Raw genomic sequence first — 15288 nt, forward strand, 5'->3', positions numbered from 1 at the left:
ATCTATATGTCTTTAGTTTGGCGCACGTCAGACGATGTCGTCCGCATCTTGTTTCGGCGTCGCCGCGCCGTCCTTGCTGATAAAGCTGATCTTGCCTTGCGGCTCAAGAATAGCCCACTCGACATTGGCAAGCCGGCCGATTCCGGCAAGGCGCATCTCGGACAATATCTCGTCGCGCGTCAGTCGGTCACGCCGAAGATTCGCCTCGATAATCTTCCCATTTTTTACAACGACGCGCGGCTCGCCTTCGAGAGCATTTTTAAGTTTAGGAAAGAGATAAGTCGCCCAGCTCAGCGTCAGCGCCCAGAAAGCGAAGGTGCCGATTGCAAGCATTCCGCCCGTGAGGCTAAAGTCATTGTGGGTCACACCCTGTTGGATCAAGTCGCCCATGACGACCAGCAGCACGAGTTCGAACGGTGTCATCTGTCCGAGCTCGCGCTTCCCCAAGAGACGGATCAGCGCATAGAGCAGCGCAAACATCGCGGTCGCGCGCAGCACGATGTCCATCAGGGCAGAACCTTGATGCGGAAAACCTGGCGGCCGAGAAGTCGCTCGCCGTCATACACTGCGATCACGCCTTCATTGCCCGCGAAAAGCGGGGGATTTATCTGTCCGTCGATCTTGACCGAGAGCGTTTCTCCCGCTTCGAGTGGACCATAAGAAAAGCGATATTCGCCGTTCTTATATTCTTCTTCGGCGGCTGCCGGAATCATCGTGTTGATTGTCATGTCGCGCCAAAGTCCAGCCTCGACTGCAAGGGTCGCATCGGTGAGTGGCTCGTCGGCGCGGATATCTATCGCGGTTTCAAAAAATTCGCCGTTGCGAATGACCGTGGGCGTCAAGACGCTGAGCCGGGCGAGTCCGAAATCTGCATCGACACGCGGGCTCGGCTGGCCGCCGAAATGACCGGTGACCGCGGCGGCGACGAGGCTCCCCAAGATAAGAAACGAAATCGGGCTGGCATGGCGGTCCCAAAATTGAGCACGGTCGACAGGGTCCGTTATCCCATCGGGCGGATCAAGCGGAATTTCTGCTTCTTCCATAGTCGCACTACGCCCCAGTAGCGATCTTGTTGCTAAGGATGGGGGGGGCGTCCGATTGCCAATATTGGCCTCGTCGCTGTTTAATCACCATAATTGTCTGGTCCGCAATCGCTCGCCGGGAGGCAACTTTGTGAGCGCGGACCCGTTGATGGGGGCTGGCGCAGACATAATGTCAGGTGCCATCTTTTGAAAGGATCCCCCATGTTCGACAACAAGAATGTTGCAACGCTCAATTCGTTGATCGCGACGACGCTCGACAGCGTCGATGGATATCGTAAAGCCGCCGACGAAGCCAATGCGGCTCAGTTCAAGGACCAATTTTTAAGCCGTGCGAATGAGCGCCAAGCCATCGTCGCCGACTTCCAGGCAAAAGTTCGCGAGCTCGGCGGCGAACCCGAAGATGACGGCACCGTGTTGGCCTCTGCCCATCGTGCATTCCTTGGCCTGCGTGACATGCTGACCGGTGAGCGCGACGACGCCGCGGTCGTTGCCGAGGTTGAGCGCGGCGAGGACCACATCAAGTCGAAGTTCGAGAGCGCGCTTAAGGATGAAGACCTAGATCCAGCTGTCCGGGGAATCATTCAGAGCGCATTTACATCGGTCCGCGAAGGCCATGACCAGATGTCGGCGCTCAAGCACGGGCTTAGCTCCACCTAGCGAATAGACGCTCCAACCGAGCTGAATAACGGCGGCCCCTCTTGCGGGGCCGCCGTCTTTGCGTTTTGCACGCTTTTAACCTTCTGAAACCTTAGGCATAACCATACCACGATCCCGATTAGCACCGCCGCCGCAGCCTTCCTAGGCCGCCGTTCGTTGTCGCCGCCGAAGTTCAACATGGCCCAAGTCTGGCACACGACGGCTCGGTGTAGGATCAGACTGATGATACCGTGCCAATGCCGTTAGCCACGCGCGGGTAACTGGCGAAGAATGCCAGGCAGCAGCCGTCCGACATCCTCAGCATCAAACGACCATGGTGCAGCTTTTGGGCCCACCGTGCGTAACAATTAAACGTCCTGTGCGATCGACCGAAAATTTGGAGAGAACGGCGATATGGCTAGTCTTGCACACCCATCCAGCGGCGAATGCGCTACAGCATTTTCTAGCGTCAGAAACGCATGCGAGCACCGCAATCGACCGGTAGAAATCGCCGACTGGGTGATGATCAATATCCCATGGACAATCGCCGTGCCAGACTACGCCGATTTCCATGACCGGTGGGCGCTGCTAAGCCGCGGCGAACTTTATGCTGTTGAAGAAGAACTGCAACGGCGCACAAGCGCGCTCAACGCTCCCGATGCCGATCTCGACGCGGCCGCAGCCAAGCTGACTGGTCGTTCAAGCCACTGGACGGCGGCGGCGGAGTGGTTATCGCGTAATCCGCGTCGCTCCACTTCCCATTCAGAGTTCATTCTTCTTTTTGGCCAAATGTCGCGAGCTGAATTGCTCCTTTCCGCCATCGAACACAAGCGGCGGGGCCGGCTTACGTCTGACGGGACACCCGCTGGAACGCCGACTGTGACGGGGTCGAGCGCCTCAGTGCTTCGTCTAGACGTCGATTGAAAAATTTCAGTTAAAACAATGACCGAGCGCAAAACGGGTAGCACTGATAGCAAGCCGCAACGGCGGGCCGCGGAGCGGGCAAGAGTATCCGCGACCGCGCGACTTCGCGAAGCGGGCCGGACGCCCTTTGAGGTCACCCTGTCCGACCTTTCGGCCACAGGCTTCCGAATGGAGACTTTCGCGCGGTTGCAGATCGGAAGCAAAATATGGGTAAATCTTCCAAGTTTGGCGCCCTTGGAAGCTTTTGTCCGGCGATGCGATGGGAAAATCTACGGATGTGAATTCATGCGGCCGCTCCATCCTGCCGTCGCGGAACACTTGCGCGAACGATTTCAACAATCCTGAGCGCGTGATTCCGTCACCGATCATTGCTATTCGGAACTTAGGTATCGACAATCGAGATTGTCCGATCAGCTCATCAAACTGAACCTAAACACCCGCAAATGCGCCGATCGATACCTGGGCTCCGGGCGACGAGTTCGCTGTCAAATATCAAGGAACTAAGTTTCGAGCGCGCGCGGCGGATCGGATAGCTCATATTGATTGGTATCAGGTTCGTCCCCTAAGCCTTGCAGCACCGGAAAGGCAGCATCGGAAGGGCAGCATCGTTCTGGAACCATGCTGGTTCGAGGGATTTTATGTAAAGTTTTCTAGATATGGCCAGCGCGTCCACCCGCGCGCTGTTATCGGAGCATTGGACACCGGTCCATCACACCCTGTCACTTGCATTCGGGCTGCAACCGGACAAGCGCACGCTAGAAACGGAGAACGGCCGTTGCCTTCGTGGATCCGTGCTGCATCCGAATTTTTGGTAACTTCATTAAAGTCCGCCGAAAGCGGCCCGGTCGGCGAAAGGTGTTCCTTCCGGCCCTGCAGTAAGAGGCGGCGGAATTTACTGCAACCACATCAGGCTGTTTTTCCGTCGATATCCATCTCTCAACCACCTAAGCAATTCATACTCAGCTTATCAGAGCGGATTTGAACGGCAAAGATATGTGCAATGCCAACATTACGACAGCTTGAATATCTTATCGCAATTGCGGATTTGAAGAACTTCGGTCGGGCCGCTCGCGCCTGCAATGTGTCGCAGCCCACCCTTAGCCATCAGCTGCGTGCGCTCGAAGATCGGCTCGGGGTGAAGCTTATCGAGCGGAACACGGCTGGCGCTGACCTTTCGCCGATCGGTCGTGAAATCACCATGCGAGCAAGGCGTCTGGTCGTCGAGGCGCAGGATATTCGCGATCTTGCACGCCGTGCTGGCGACCGTTTGGCCGGAACGTTACGCTTCGGTGTGACACCGACGCTTGGCCCCTATTTGATGCCGCCGATCGTCGCTGCGCTTCATCGCGAACAGCCGGATCTGCGGCTGCACATCAGGGAAGGCATTCCTGAGGATCAGGCACTTGCCCTTTCGCGCGGTGGCCTCGACATGCTTTTGGGGCCTTTGCCGATCGAGGGAAGCGATCTTGAAGTCCAGCCGCTCTTCCGCGAGCGGTTGTTTCTTGTCGCCACCGCCGACCATCCGCTTGCGCAGCTTCGAGACCTGCGCGTCGAACATCTTGAGGGTGCACAGGTGCTTAGCCTTGATCGGCGCCATCACCTCCATCGCCAGGTCGCCGCAATCTGCTCCGAGCTCGGTATGGAATTATTACGAGATTATGAAGGCACCAGCCTCGACAGCATCTATCAAATGGCAGCATCGGGGATAGGCCTGGCGGTGCTTCCCGAGTTGTATATCCGCTCCGATGTCGCGGGCGGGACGGGGGTCGTCATACTCGAGCCGAAGGGGTGGAGCTTTACACGTAGCATTGCGGCAGCATGGCGTTCGGGCGCAGCATATGGCGATGCATACGCCATGATTGCCAGCCGGATTGAAGGCGAGGCCAGCGCGCTGATCGGATCGGCGGATGAAGCCCGGAAGCGGCGATAGTTTTTATCTATTGGAATTCCGCTAAATTCCGATTGGCCATCTATCGCCCACATGCCTATTCATGGCTGTGCGGCCCGGGCCCCTCTGGCGGCTGTCTCCAGTGACAGCCGCGATGTCGGATCGCATCGGACGAGATTGATCAGGTCCACGCATCAGCGGCGCCACATCGATCCTGTCCGATCGCTCGAACATCGAATGGAGAGAGGCTATGAATTTCGTGACGTATCGCTTGGCGCTAGCCCATAGTAAGTTGGACGCGGAGATAAGCCGCGAACAGAAGCGCCGGATACCTGATAGCTGGCGCTTGCTGCGACTGAAGAAGTTGCGGCTCGCGATCAAGGATCGCATGCACCGGCTGATCGGGTCGCGCCAGCAAGGGATGGCTTGAGCCATGCGCAGCGCCGATGCGGTAGCCGCCATGCCGTGCCCGAATTGCAGAACGGGATTGACCTTGTCCGACCGTTCGGGCGTCGAAATCGATTATTGCCCGACTTGTCGCGGCGTTTGGCTTGATCGCGGTGAACTCGACAAAATCATCGAACGCAGCGCCCGCGACGCGCCGTCAGCATCCCGCCAAGACGATCAGCCGCGTCAAGACTATCGGTCGGATGGCTATCGCGGCGACGACGATCGCCACTACCGGCCGGGGAAACGCAAAAAGTCCTTTTTGTCGGATCTGTTCGACTGATACTTACCGCCGCCGACTGCCGTCGGCGGCGGTTTTTCCTGCACAATGATTCCGGGCCCCTCTGGCGACCTCAACCTGGGTTGCGATGTCGGACAATCACCAACCGCCTGACGCCAGGCTGACCCGGATCGGATCGAACCTATGGAATTCCTCGAATATATATGGCTCGGGAAGCCGCTTTGGATGTGGCTCGCCTTTCTTGCCATCGTCGTGACCCTATTGGCGCTCGACCTCGGTGTCTTGCACAAGCAGCAGCGCGAGATCGGGGTGAGCGAGAGCCTGGTGCTGTCAGCGGTCTATATTGGCCTTGGCCTGCTCTTCGGCGCATGGGTCTGGTGGTATATGGGCGAAACCGCCGGGCTTCAGTATGTCACCGGCTTTGTCATCGAGAAAAGTCTCGCGATGGACAATGTCTTCGTGATCGCGATGATCTTCACCTATTTCGCAATTCCGAGGCAATATCAGCACCGCGTGCTGTTTTGGGGGATTCTCGGCGTGATCGTTCTGCGCGCGATCATGATCGGGGTTGGCTCGACCTTGGTCGAGCAGTTCAGCTGGGTTCTCTATGTGTTTGCGGCATTCCTGATCCTGACCGGGGTCAAAATGTGGATGACCGCGGGCAAGGATTATGATGTCGGATCAAGCGGGGCACTTCGCTTCATTCAGAAGCATCTCCCCGTGACCGACAAGCTGCACGGCGAGCGCTTTTTTGTGCGGCAGCCCGACGCGGCGACCGGCAAGCCGAAGCTGTGGGTGACGCCGCTGTTCCTGGCCCTCGCCATGGTGGAGATCGTCGATGTCGTATTCGCGGTCGACAGCGTCCCCGCGATCTTCGCGATCACCACCGATCCGTTCATCGTTTACACCTCGAATATCTTTGCGATCCTCGGGCTGCGAGCCCTTTATTTCGCGCTCGCAGCGATGGTGCACAGGTTCCACTATCTCAAATATGCGCTGGCCCTGCTGCTGATATTCATCGGTTCGAAGATCTTCGTTGCCGACGCGCTCGGTCTCGCGAAAATCCCGCCGACCGTATCGCTCTCGATCACCTTTGCGATCTTGGCAGCTGGCGTTGGCTGGTCGTTGTGGAAGACACGCACGCCCTCCAATGTCGATGCCGAGGCGCCGCGATGAACGACCGTGGACATGTCCTCAGATACCCCGCCGCTTTCTCTTCGGCAAGGGCGGGGCACACCCAGCCATCAGGATTTCAAATCGCAGCTTCTCATAGGAAAGACTTCAATCAAATGACTTATGCTCGGTTCAAGCTCGGCATCTATGCCGGATGGGCTGCCACGACAGCGGCGCTCGCAGTCGCGGTCGCACACGCATGATGGCCCCGAAGGAAGCGCTTGACCTTCTGCGCGAGGGGAATCAGGCCTTTCTTAATGACGAAGGCGTAATTCCGCCCCTCGACCGAGACACCCGGCTACGGTTGGCGGCGGGACAGTCTCCCTTTGCGGCCTATGTCAGCTGCTCGGACTCGCGGGTCCCACCCGAGCTCCTGTTTGGGCGCGGCCTCGGCGAACTGTTCATCGTTCGGAACGCGGGGAACACGCTGGATACCGCCGCCTTGGGTAGCCTCGAATTCGCGGTGTCGGTATTGGGTGTGCCGCTCATCGTCGTCATGGGCCACGAGGCATGCGGCGCGGTCCAGGCGGCCGTGTCGGTCGTTCACGATAAGGCGCGATTCTCCGGAAACATCGGCAAGATGATTCAACCGATCATCCCCGCGGTGTTGGAGGCAAACCTATCGTGTCCATCAGGTATCGAACCCGCCGTTCGCCAGAATGTGAGACGCGTGGTGCGCGAATTGCGCGAGGATTCTTCGCCCATATTCCTTGAGCCTCAGACACACGGCAAGCTGATGGTCGTCGGCGCCTATTATCGGCTGACGAGCGGAGAGGTGGACTTCTTCGACTTGGCTGGCGAATGAAAATCGCGGCGCGACGGCGACGATAGAACGACGATCTCCTCGCAGCTAACATACGGCAGAATGATTTCTCGACATCTGGACTCTGGGAAAAATAGGCCTAATATTGAAAAGCACTGGTTTTCCTGCGACCCGGAAAGCCAATGGAGGCTTCCTTTGGCCAAAAACGACAGAGGGCAGAAGGGCTTCGTTACCCGGCGAGGCCCTTCTTTGTTTGGCTAGTCCAGTCTTTCGGCGATAAGCGCGGCATCAAGCCCGGCATGGGATCCGTTAACGCTTCCTGTTCCCGCACTAATCAGCGAAATTGGCCGGTTTTTCGGATCTCCAGTCGACTATGCAGCATCGTATTGGCGTGCTGATCCAAGACAATAATTACCCGGCGCAGATTTTTCGATTACAGCCCCGACCCAGTCGACACTTTCGTTCAATATATAGCGAGATTTAGTTCACAACACGCCAAGGTCTGGCACTTGGGGGGCGCCGGAACGCGTGCGCGGACCTCGCTGCTCTCGCTGTAATCGCGGCTACGTCGTTTTTAAACGCCGCGGCTCGCGGCGGCAGAGAGCGCCGCTCCGCACGAACTTGAACGGGAGGACTATTGGTGAGGCGCCTCTGCTTCAATTCAGGCTAACTCGTCCCTGATCGAAAGTCGCGTCTTCTTGAGCTTGCACAGCACGAATGTCTGATTGCGCACTTGCTGAGGTCAAGTGTCTCGGTCTGATTCTGTTCCTTTCTGGAAGTTCGCATCGGAGCCCTTCGGATAATGAAGGATCGGTCCGACGTCGACGGCGACGGCGGTTATTTTAGCGGGCTGAGACTGGTCACGAGCCATGAGGTGAATAACTGACCGTCCCGCGTGAAGCAGATAATCGGCAATAATCCGACGATGGCAGCGCCACCACACCGCCTCGGCACACATGATCGCGCTGCTCTTGCCATCGCTGCGCGTGAGTAGTTCTTGCAGCCCAGCTTGGAACGGCGCCGTGGTGGCGTAATCGGCATAATTGTGAAAACTTTGATTTTGCCAAAAGTCGTTGGTTCGCGGGTCGAGTGCAGCCTGCCGCGGACGCCGACCGCCTAGCTCCTTCAAAAAAATATGGTTGATCTGATATTCTGCGAGCGTGGCGGGCAGGGTGTCTAGATTAAATTGAGGATTGGTCCGAGACCGTGGAATGGAGCGGACGTCGATTAATTGAGTGACGCCGGCATTTCGCAAAATTTCGACAAATTCCTGGATCGATCGCGTCGAGTGACCGATTGTGAAAATCGTTCCGTCAATTCCTGCCATTAGCTTTCGCTCGCTAGCAGGGCCTGGTTGACAACAGAGCGCAGTTCCGGGAGCACGTCAATTTCGAACCATGGGTTATTCTGCATCCAGATCTGCGATCGCCATGATGGATGAGGCAATGGAAAATATCGGGGGAGATAGTTGCGGAAGTCGCGCACACGATCTTCCACCCGACCGCTACCGAGCGCAGCAGCCTGCGCATAACTGCCAACTAGAAGAGTGACACTTATTTCGGGCATTTCGGAAAGGATGCGAGTTCGCCACAATGGCGCACATTCGCTTCGCGGCGGCATGTCGCCGCCTGCGCTCCGGCCCGGATAGCAAAATGCCATAGGCACGATCGCAACTTTTTCCGGGTCATAAAATATGGACGGTGGCAGTCCTGTCCAATGCCGCAGCCGGTCTCCGGATCGGTCCGCAAAAGGGATGCCCGAATTGTGAACTTTTGAACCAGGAGCTTGGCTCGCTATCAGGATACGTGCGGCTTTGGATGCCTGCAAGACCGGGCGGGCTCCTAGCGGCAACAGGGGGGCGCACATTCGGCATCCGCGCACCTCATCCAGCATCGTCTCGAACGCACTCATCTACTCGGCCTAAATATCCTGTTTCCTTCTCGCCTAAAGGTCAACGCCGCGCTCGGAAGACAGTTGCGCCAGAAGGCGGGGTGCCGACCGGCCCGTTGTATTCGAGTGCGGATTAAACGCGGCGCGACGCGGTTTTTCGCGGCACAGAGAATAGCGGGCCAAAAGGCTCGCGGACGGATTTAATGTCCCCGACCTGCCTGTGTAGAGCAGCAACCATGGCGCCCCGTGCGGAAATTCTCCAAATCCCACAAGGAATTTGCAGCTAAGGCATATCGTTCGCGCTCAAGCCATCCAATGCCGTCGATCCTGCGGAAGCATCACCGCTCCAATTAGCGTCCGGGCCAAGCCATTATCGGAGGCTGTTACTGAGCATTTGGTCAAGCTCACCATATCGCCGCGTCAGATAGGTCCGCTCGTCGGCGTTATAGCCGCCGGGCGCATAAGCGGTATCGAGCCGCATCAGGTCGCTGAGTTGGGCCCGTATCTGCACTGCATCGTTACGGCTGATACGGCCATTGCGTTCGGATGTCGCCAGACGCGATTCCAGTTGGCTCCACCTCGCGATGTTGCCGTCATTCCCAAAGCCTCCCCCAAGGCGGCTGTCGATTGCATTTAACCGCGACCACAGATCGGCCTGCTCGCGTGCATCGAACCCGCCGCGCTGATAGTTGGCTTCGAGCTGCGCCAACGACCGCCAATCGCTGCGAAGCCGCCTCGCCTCCGCCTGTGTCAGGCTCCGATTTCGCAGCCCCGTCGCTATCCGGAGTTCGAAGTCGGCATTGCGCGTGGACAGCATCTGCCATTGACCTTCATCTTGATAACCCCCCTGGTCGATTGGCTGACCGTTATTCTGACCGCCGATCCGCTGGTTCAAGGCGCGATACCGCATCCGCAAATCACTGCGCTGCTGCTGCGACATATTGCCATTTGCCGAATATTGCGCCTCGAGACGGACGATCTCTTCATACTCTCGGCGCATCTGATCGGCCTCGCGTCGGCTGAGCGAGCCATCGCGCACAGCGCTGCTGATCCGCTGCTCCAGTGCTGCCCGACGCTGAGCGAATGGTCGTCGGCCCTGGCTCCAGTCAGTTTCCAGCGTCTGCTCGCTCGCCTGTTGGTTCGTGCCGAATACCGAACCCAGCAGCTGCTCGAGGATGTTACCCTGCTGCTGACGTTGCTCCTGCGCCAAGGCCGTCGTGGAGAGCAGGACTGCACCAGCAGCGGCGCCTAGGATGAAAAAGCTTTTCATGGGACTGGACCTTCATCGAAAAAGCGGGTGGCTCTTGAGCCGGAGATTTGGTGGGCAAATCCGCCGCTATCGCTCAGGGAAGTTCATTCTTCGCAAGCGGTGCGGATATCCCGGCCCACCATTTAACGCTCGGGGGTGCCTCGGTTGCTAAGATCGCATGAAATAGGGGGTATTCGGATTTAATGTGGAAATATATCCAGCACGAAACATCTTGGTGCACACGTCCGGCGGCGGTTAGGCTGCAAGCCACGACAAGCTTTGCGAGGCGCCTCGCCGCATCGAGCGCGACAAGGCCGCGCTTCCGCAAGTTGATCGCGGCATTGTGATCCCCACGCCGATCAGCGGCATGCCGACATGATGACTGCTCAAAAAGCGTTGATCGTCCATTCAGGCCTGTTGCGGGCGAATTTCAAAGCTGGTGACGTTTGGGTCACCCGACAGGCTGGCGGCCAGCTGCTCGGCGCGGTTTTCGCTATAGCCTTGCGCGATGGCGCCATATTCTACGACATCATCGTTCATCGACTGGTCGATGGTGATGGATCGGAGCTTGTGGTCAGCGAGCAGCGCGCCAAAGTCGCTCAGCGCGATGGCCTTTGACCGGCGATAGCGGGCCTTCAGATGCACGATGCGCTGTTGCGGAGCGCGCCGATCGGTGATCGTGACGGCGGCCAGCACCAGCACCGTCGCGGTCGCCGCAAAGATCGCCAGCTCGTAAAAGCCGATGCCGAACAATATGCCCAGCGTCGCCGTCATCCAAAGCGAAGCGGCGGTTGTGAGCCCGTGGACGTTAAACCCTTCGCGGAAGATTGCCCCGCCGCACAGAAAGCCGATGCCGGTCAAGATACCATGCGCCATGCGCACCGGATCGATGCGGACCACCTCGACCGGGGCGTCGCTGAGCCACGCCATCTGATGCACCGCCGACAGCATCAATAGGCAGCAGGACAGGCCCACCAGGATATGTGTGCGAAGTCCAGCAGGGCTGGCCCGATATTCGCGTTCGGCGCCGACAATCGCGCTCGCCACAATCGCGCCGATGATCGGCCAGAACAAGTCGGCGTCGAGCAGCTCCAACTATTTTGTCCAGATAATGGCGCTGGCGAGACAGCGGATACGGAATGCTACGCAGCGGGATGGCAAGGAAGATGTCACAAATTTGTAACGCGCGCTGGCTGCGGCGGTTGCAATACGCATTATCGCCGCCGCCGTTGTCGCAAATCTTTGAATCATTGAGAAACGGTGCTGCCGCGACAAGCGGTTGGAAACAGGAAGACCGACGGGAGGATAATCGGCGATGCATGTGTCGTCGAGACACCGACTTAACCAGCGCAGCCTAGGATTTGAGCTTTTGGCACGACTGCTGAGGACAATAAATCGTTTCATAATTTCGCGAATTGTTGTAGGTTAACGCTTCTTAAGGATAGAAAGTGAATTTCTGACGCTTGTCGGCGCTGCGCTTTCGTTTGAGGAGGCGGAATGGAAAAGAAAAAAGCCCGGATGGTGATGAGCGCTCTGAGCCAGGAAACGCGGCTCACGGTGTTCAAGCTGCTTGTCGATGCAGGCGACGATGGAATGCCGGCAGGAGCGATATCGGAGACGACAAAAACATCGCCCACGTCAATGAGCGCACATCTTGCCATATTGTCGCAAGCGGGACTGGTAAAATCAAAGAAAGTCGGCCGTAGCGTGATTTATCGGGCAGTGCCGCGAGTTATCGATGAGCTGGCCGAATTTCTGAAAAGCATTTAGAGACACGTTTAACTGATCATGTGCTCGGCGTCGGATGTGGGATCCACGGCTACAACGGATTTTCGCTCCAACGAAAAGATCGCACCATCGAGCCGTGAAACCAAAACAACCCATCCTCATTGGGTAAAAAAGGGCGTCAGGTCAGGCATTACAATTTTGCCTGTTCCCACAAAAATGAAATGCTATCTGTCCGCTGATGAAATCAGGAATTGAATCAGGCAAGCCGCCGGTAGTGGCAGCAGGGTGGTCCGAAACCGATCGCGTCGCCGCACTAGCGAGTTATGCTATCCTCGATACCCCGATCGAATCCGAGTTTGATGACGTCGTTCGGCTTGCGGCCGAAACATTCGCAGCCCCGATTGCGGTCATAAATCTGGTTTCAGATAACCGGCAGTGGTTCAAAGCTGAAGTCGGCATCGGAGCGCGTGAGCTACCGCTCGACGTATCGATCTGCGCACACGCCATCTTGCAGAATGATTTCCTGGTGGTGCCCGATACACGTCTGGACCAACGGTTCGATTGCAATCCTTTGGTTCACGTGGAGGATGGCCTTCGCTTCTATGCTGGGGCGATCCTGCGCAGCGCCGCCGGGTTGCCCATCGGCACGGTCTGCGTGCTCGACCGCGAAGCGCGGCCCGAAGGGGTCACAGCCCACCAGCGCCTCGTGCTGGAAGTCCTGGCACGCCAGGTGATGACCCAGCTTGAGCTGCGCAAGGCACTCGTCGATCAGACTCTGCGCAGCAAGGAACTGGCGGTCGAGGTCCGGCAGCGCGCTGACGCCGAAGATGCGCTGCGCGGAATAGAAGAACGCTATCGTCTCGTAAGCCGCGCAACGAATGATGCGATCTGGGATTGGGATTTGGCTACCAATCATGTTGTATGGAATAAGGCACTCGAAGCGGCCCATGGGCATAAACTGCATGATGTCGAACCCAGCGGAACTTGGTGGATTGATCATATTCATCCCGATGATCGGGCGCGAATTGATGCCAGCATACATGTAGCAATCGAAGGCGATGCGGACAGTTGGTCCGATGAATATCGTTTTTGTCGCGCTGACGGTAGCTACGCCGCCATATTGGATCGCGGCCATATTATCCGCCGCGGTAGTGGGACCGCGGTGCGGATGATCGGGGCCATGCTGGATCTTACCGAACGCCAGCGCACCAGAGCGGTTTTGGCCATGAACGAGGAGCGGCTGCGACTTGCAACGGAAGCGGCGGAGGTAGGCTTCTGGGATGTCGACATCGTCAATGACGTCCTCATATGGCCGCCAATCGTGAAAAGCATGTTCGGGATTTCGCCCCAAGTGGCAGTGTCGATGGACGATTTTTACGAAGGCATTCACCCAGATGACCGAAGCGCAACGGGCAAGGCGTTTGCCGACGCCTGTGATCCTCTCCAGCGCGCGCTCTATGACGTCGAATATCGCACGGTTGGCAAGGAGGATGGTCAGTTGCGCTGGGTGGCCGCGAAAGGACGCGGTTTGTTCGATGACGAAGGTCGCTGCGTTCGCGTTGTCGGAACCGCGATCGATGTCACCGCGCGCAAGTTCGCCGAGGCCGAACTTTTGGACCTGAACAATCATCTGGAACGACGAGTGGCGGAGGCAATTGGTGAGCGCGAAAAGGTCGAGGAAGCTTTGCGCCAGTCTCAGAAGATGGAGGCAGTGGGCCAATTAACTGGAGGCATCGCTCACGATTTTAATAATATGCTGGCGGTAATCATTGGCTCGCTCGATCTACTGGGCCGACGCCTTGGGAACGACGACGCTCGCGCGCGACGATATGTCGATGCAGCGGCAGATGCATCGCAGCGTGCCGCCATGCTTACCCAGCGGCTCCTTGCCTTCTCGCGCCAACAACCCCTCAATCCGGAAATTCTCGATGCCAATAAACTGGTGCCGGCAATGTCTGACCTGCTCGCGCATACGCTTGGCACCGGAATTCGTCAGGAAACGGTGCTTGCAGCCGGCCTTTGGTGCACCCACGCCGACCGGAACCAGCTCGAGAGCGCGATCCTCAACCTTGCCGTCAACGCGCGCGATGCCATGTCCGATAGCGGAAGATTGACCATCGAAACGCATAACACCTTTATCGACGAGCGCTACGCTGCCGCAAATATCGGCGTTCCGCACGGGCAGTATGTCATGATTGCGATCTCAGACACAGGTGCCGGGATGGAGCCCGAAGTCATCGCAAAAGCATTTGATCCCTTCTTTACGACCAAGAGCGTTGGCAAGGGAACCGGCCTTGGCTTGAGCCAGGTTTACGGCTTTGTAAAACAGTCAGAAGGCCACATCAAAATCTATTCCGAGCCGGGCCACGGAACGACCGTCAAAATTTATCTGCCGCGTTTCGTTGGTGAGATCGTTGAGAACGCAGTTCAAAAGTATAGCGATCTGCCCCGCGGCGAGCAAAATGAAGTGATCCTCGTCGTCGAGGATGAGCCTGCAGTGCGCCAGTTCAGTATCGATGCGCTTACGGAGCTTGGGTATCGCGTAATAGAGGCCGACGGCGGGCTGGCGGCTTTGCGCCTTCTCGACGCTCATCCCGAAATTTCTCTGCTGTTCACCGATATCGTGATGCCAGATATCAATGGGCGTAAGCTGGCCGATGAGGCGGCGCGGCGTCGTCCAAATCTCAAGATTCTTTATACGACCGGTTACACGCGCAACGCGGTTGTCCACAATGGAGTGGTCGATGCGGGCGTGGAACTGATTGGTAAGCCGTTCACTGTCGAGCAGCTCGCTGCAAAAATCCGCGCCGTTCTTGAAAGCTGATCGGCCGAGAGGATGATTTCCCCCCAGTCCGGTCGATTAATGGCTCTAGCGTTTTTGAGCTCTATCGATTTCATCCAGCACCTTTTCCAGACTGGAAATGGTGAACGGTTTGTGAAGGATGGGATGGTTCGCATACGCTGAGCCCGGTGGCGCGATAAATCCACCAGTGGTGATGACAAACGCAACGCCACGCTCGTTAAGCCTTTCGACGATGGCCTCGGACGTTTCACCATTTCCGAGATGGACATCGACAATCGCTGCGTCGACGTTGCCCTCTTCTATCTTCGCAAGCGCTGCAGTTACATTGTCGAAAGGGCCAACTGGTTCTCGTCCAAGCGCCGCGAGACAGTCTTCAAGCATCATGGAAACGAGCGGGTCATCCTCAACGATCAAAATTCTGCTTTGCATATTTTGTTCAAACGCAGTTGAGCGCAAACGTCAAGAAGTGAGTAAATGCAGTAGATTGAGCTTGGGAAAATGGC

Annotated in this window: 17 protein-coding genes; 10 read left to right on the top strand and 7 right to left on the bottom strand. The window is 57.4% G+C overall.

Translation table 11 applies throughout. From position 1 onward, the window contains the following. Positions 1–27: 27 nt before the first annotated feature. Together J2X44_RS05035 and J2X44_RS05040 are read right to left on the bottom strand one after the other, a co-directional pair. On the bottom strand, positions 28–507 hold the full coding sequence (locus tag J2X44_RS05035) for a YetF domain-containing protein (RefSeq protein WP_310088342.1): 480 nt from the start codon (positions 505–507) through the stop codon (positions 28–30). After that, a complete protein-coding gene (locus tag J2X44_RS05040) occupies positions 507–1043 on the bottom strand; it encodes a hypothetical protein (RefSeq protein ID WP_310088343.1) in 537 nt (178 codons plus the stop codon). Before J2X44_RS05040 ends, J2X44_RS05035 begins: the two co-directional genes overlap by 1 nt. A 201-nt stretch (positions 1044–1244) precedes the next feature. On the opposite strand from J2X44_RS05040, the gene J2X44_RS05045 reads away from it, so the two are divergent. The 8 genes from J2X44_RS05045 (at position 1245) to J2X44_RS05080 (ending at position 7157) form a co-directional block, all read left to right on the top strand. Beyond that, positions 1245–1700, top strand: coding sequence for a PA2169 family four-helix-bundle protein (locus J2X44_RS05045; RefSeq protein ID WP_310088344.1), 456 nt, complete (start codon positions 1245–1247; stop codon positions 1698–1700). 393 nt (positions 1701–2093) lie between these two features. Continuing rightward, the gene (locus J2X44_RS05050; protein ID WP_310088345.1) at positions 2094–2603 is read left to right on the top strand and encodes a hypothetical protein; all 510 of its coding nucleotides are present in this window, start codon (positions 2094–2096) and stop codon (positions 2601–2603) included. A gap of 18 nt (positions 2604–2621) precedes the next feature. After that, positions 2622–2948 (top strand): PilZ domain-containing protein, encoded by a 327-nt coding sequence (locus tag J2X44_RS05055; protein WP_310088346.1) that lies wholly within the window; start codon positions 2622–2624, stop codon positions 2946–2948. A 655-nt stretch (positions 2949–3603) separates the two neighbouring features. Further along, positions 3604–4533 carry a hydrogen peroxide-inducible genes activator gene (locus J2X44_RS05060; protein ID WP_310088347.1) on the top strand — a complete coding sequence of 310 codons (930 nt, stop codon included), beginning with the start codon at positions 3604–3606 and terminating at the stop codon, positions 4531–4533. A gap of 208 nt (positions 4534–4741) precedes the next feature. Then, positions 4742–4921, top strand: coding sequence for a DUF465 domain-containing protein (locus J2X44_RS05065; RefSeq protein ID WP_310088348.1), 180 nt, complete (start codon positions 4742–4744; stop codon positions 4919–4921). A gap of 3 nt (positions 4922–4924) precedes the next feature. Next, a complete protein-coding gene (locus tag J2X44_RS05070; protein WP_310088349.1) occupies positions 4925–5221 on the top strand; it encodes a zf-TFIIB domain-containing protein in 297 nt (98 codons plus the stop codon). Positions 5222–5362: 141 nt separating this feature from the next. Further along, complete coding sequence (locus J2X44_RS05075; protein ID WP_310088350.1) at positions 5363–6355, top strand: TerC family protein; 993 nt, start codon at positions 5363–5365, stop codon at positions 6353–6355. A 196-nt stretch (positions 6356–6551) separates the two neighbouring features. Next, positions 6552–7157 (top strand): carbonic anhydrase, encoded by a 606-nt coding sequence (locus J2X44_RS05080; protein ID WP_310088351.1) that lies wholly within the window; start codon positions 6552–6554, stop codon positions 7155–7157. A gap of 700 nt (positions 7158–7857) precedes the next feature. On the opposite strand, the gene J2X44_RS05085 is transcribed toward J2X44_RS05080, so the two are convergent. The 4 genes from J2X44_RS05085 to J2X44_RS05100 all read right to left on the bottom strand — a co-directional run bounded on the left by J2X44_RS05085 (position 7858) and on the right by J2X44_RS05100 (position 11349). Continuing rightward, entirely contained in the window at positions 7858–8442 is a 585-nt protein-coding gene (locus tag J2X44_RS05085; RefSeq protein ID WP_310088352.1) for a DUF488 domain-containing protein, read from the bottom strand. Then, complete coding sequence (locus J2X44_RS05090) at positions 8442–9026, bottom strand: uracil-DNA glycosylase family protein (RefSeq protein ID WP_310088353.1); 585 nt, start codon at positions 9024–9026, stop codon at positions 8442–8444. The genes J2X44_RS05085 and J2X44_RS05090 overlap by 1 nt, the downstream gene beginning before the upstream one ends. A 349-nt stretch (positions 9027–9375) precedes the next feature. Further along, positions 9376–10275: a hypothetical protein gene (locus tag J2X44_RS05095; RefSeq protein ID WP_310088354.1), complete on the bottom strand. Its 900-nt coding sequence runs from the start codon at positions 10273–10275 to the stop codon at positions 9376–9378. A 387-nt stretch (positions 10276–10662) separates the two neighbouring features. Next, complete coding sequence (locus J2X44_RS05100; RefSeq protein WP_310088355.1) at positions 10663–11349, bottom strand: MgtC/SapB family protein; 687 nt, start codon at positions 11347–11349, stop codon at positions 10663–10665. 402 nt (positions 11350–11751) lie between these two features. Between J2X44_RS05100 and J2X44_RS05105 the strand changes: the two genes are divergently transcribed. Together J2X44_RS05105 and J2X44_RS05110 are read left to right on the top strand one after the other, a co-directional pair. After that, positions 11752–12024 (top strand): metalloregulator ArsR/SmtB family transcription factor, encoded by a 273-nt coding sequence (locus J2X44_RS05105; RefSeq protein ID WP_310088356.1) that lies wholly within the window; start codon positions 11752–11754, stop codon positions 12022–12024. Positions 12025–12220: 196 nt separating this feature from the next. Beyond that, on the top strand, positions 12221–14806 hold the full coding sequence (locus J2X44_RS05110; protein WP_310088358.1) for a PAS domain-containing protein: 2586 nt from the start codon (positions 12221–12223) through the stop codon (positions 14804–14806). A gap of 45 nt (positions 14807–14851) precedes the next feature. Here J2X44_RS05110 and J2X44_RS05115 read toward each other — a convergent pair whose 3' ends face one another. Beyond that, entirely contained in the window at positions 14852–15214 is a 363-nt protein-coding gene (locus J2X44_RS05115) for a response regulator (RefSeq protein ID WP_310088359.1), read from the bottom strand. Positions 15215–15288 lie beyond the last annotated feature (74 nt).

Origin of the sequence: Sphingopyxis sp. BE259 (assembly GCF_031457495.1) — a bacterium.
In the GTDB taxonomy this organism is placed as follows: Bacteria; Pseudomonadota; Alphaproteobacteria; order Sphingomonadales; family Sphingomonadaceae; genus Sphingopyxis.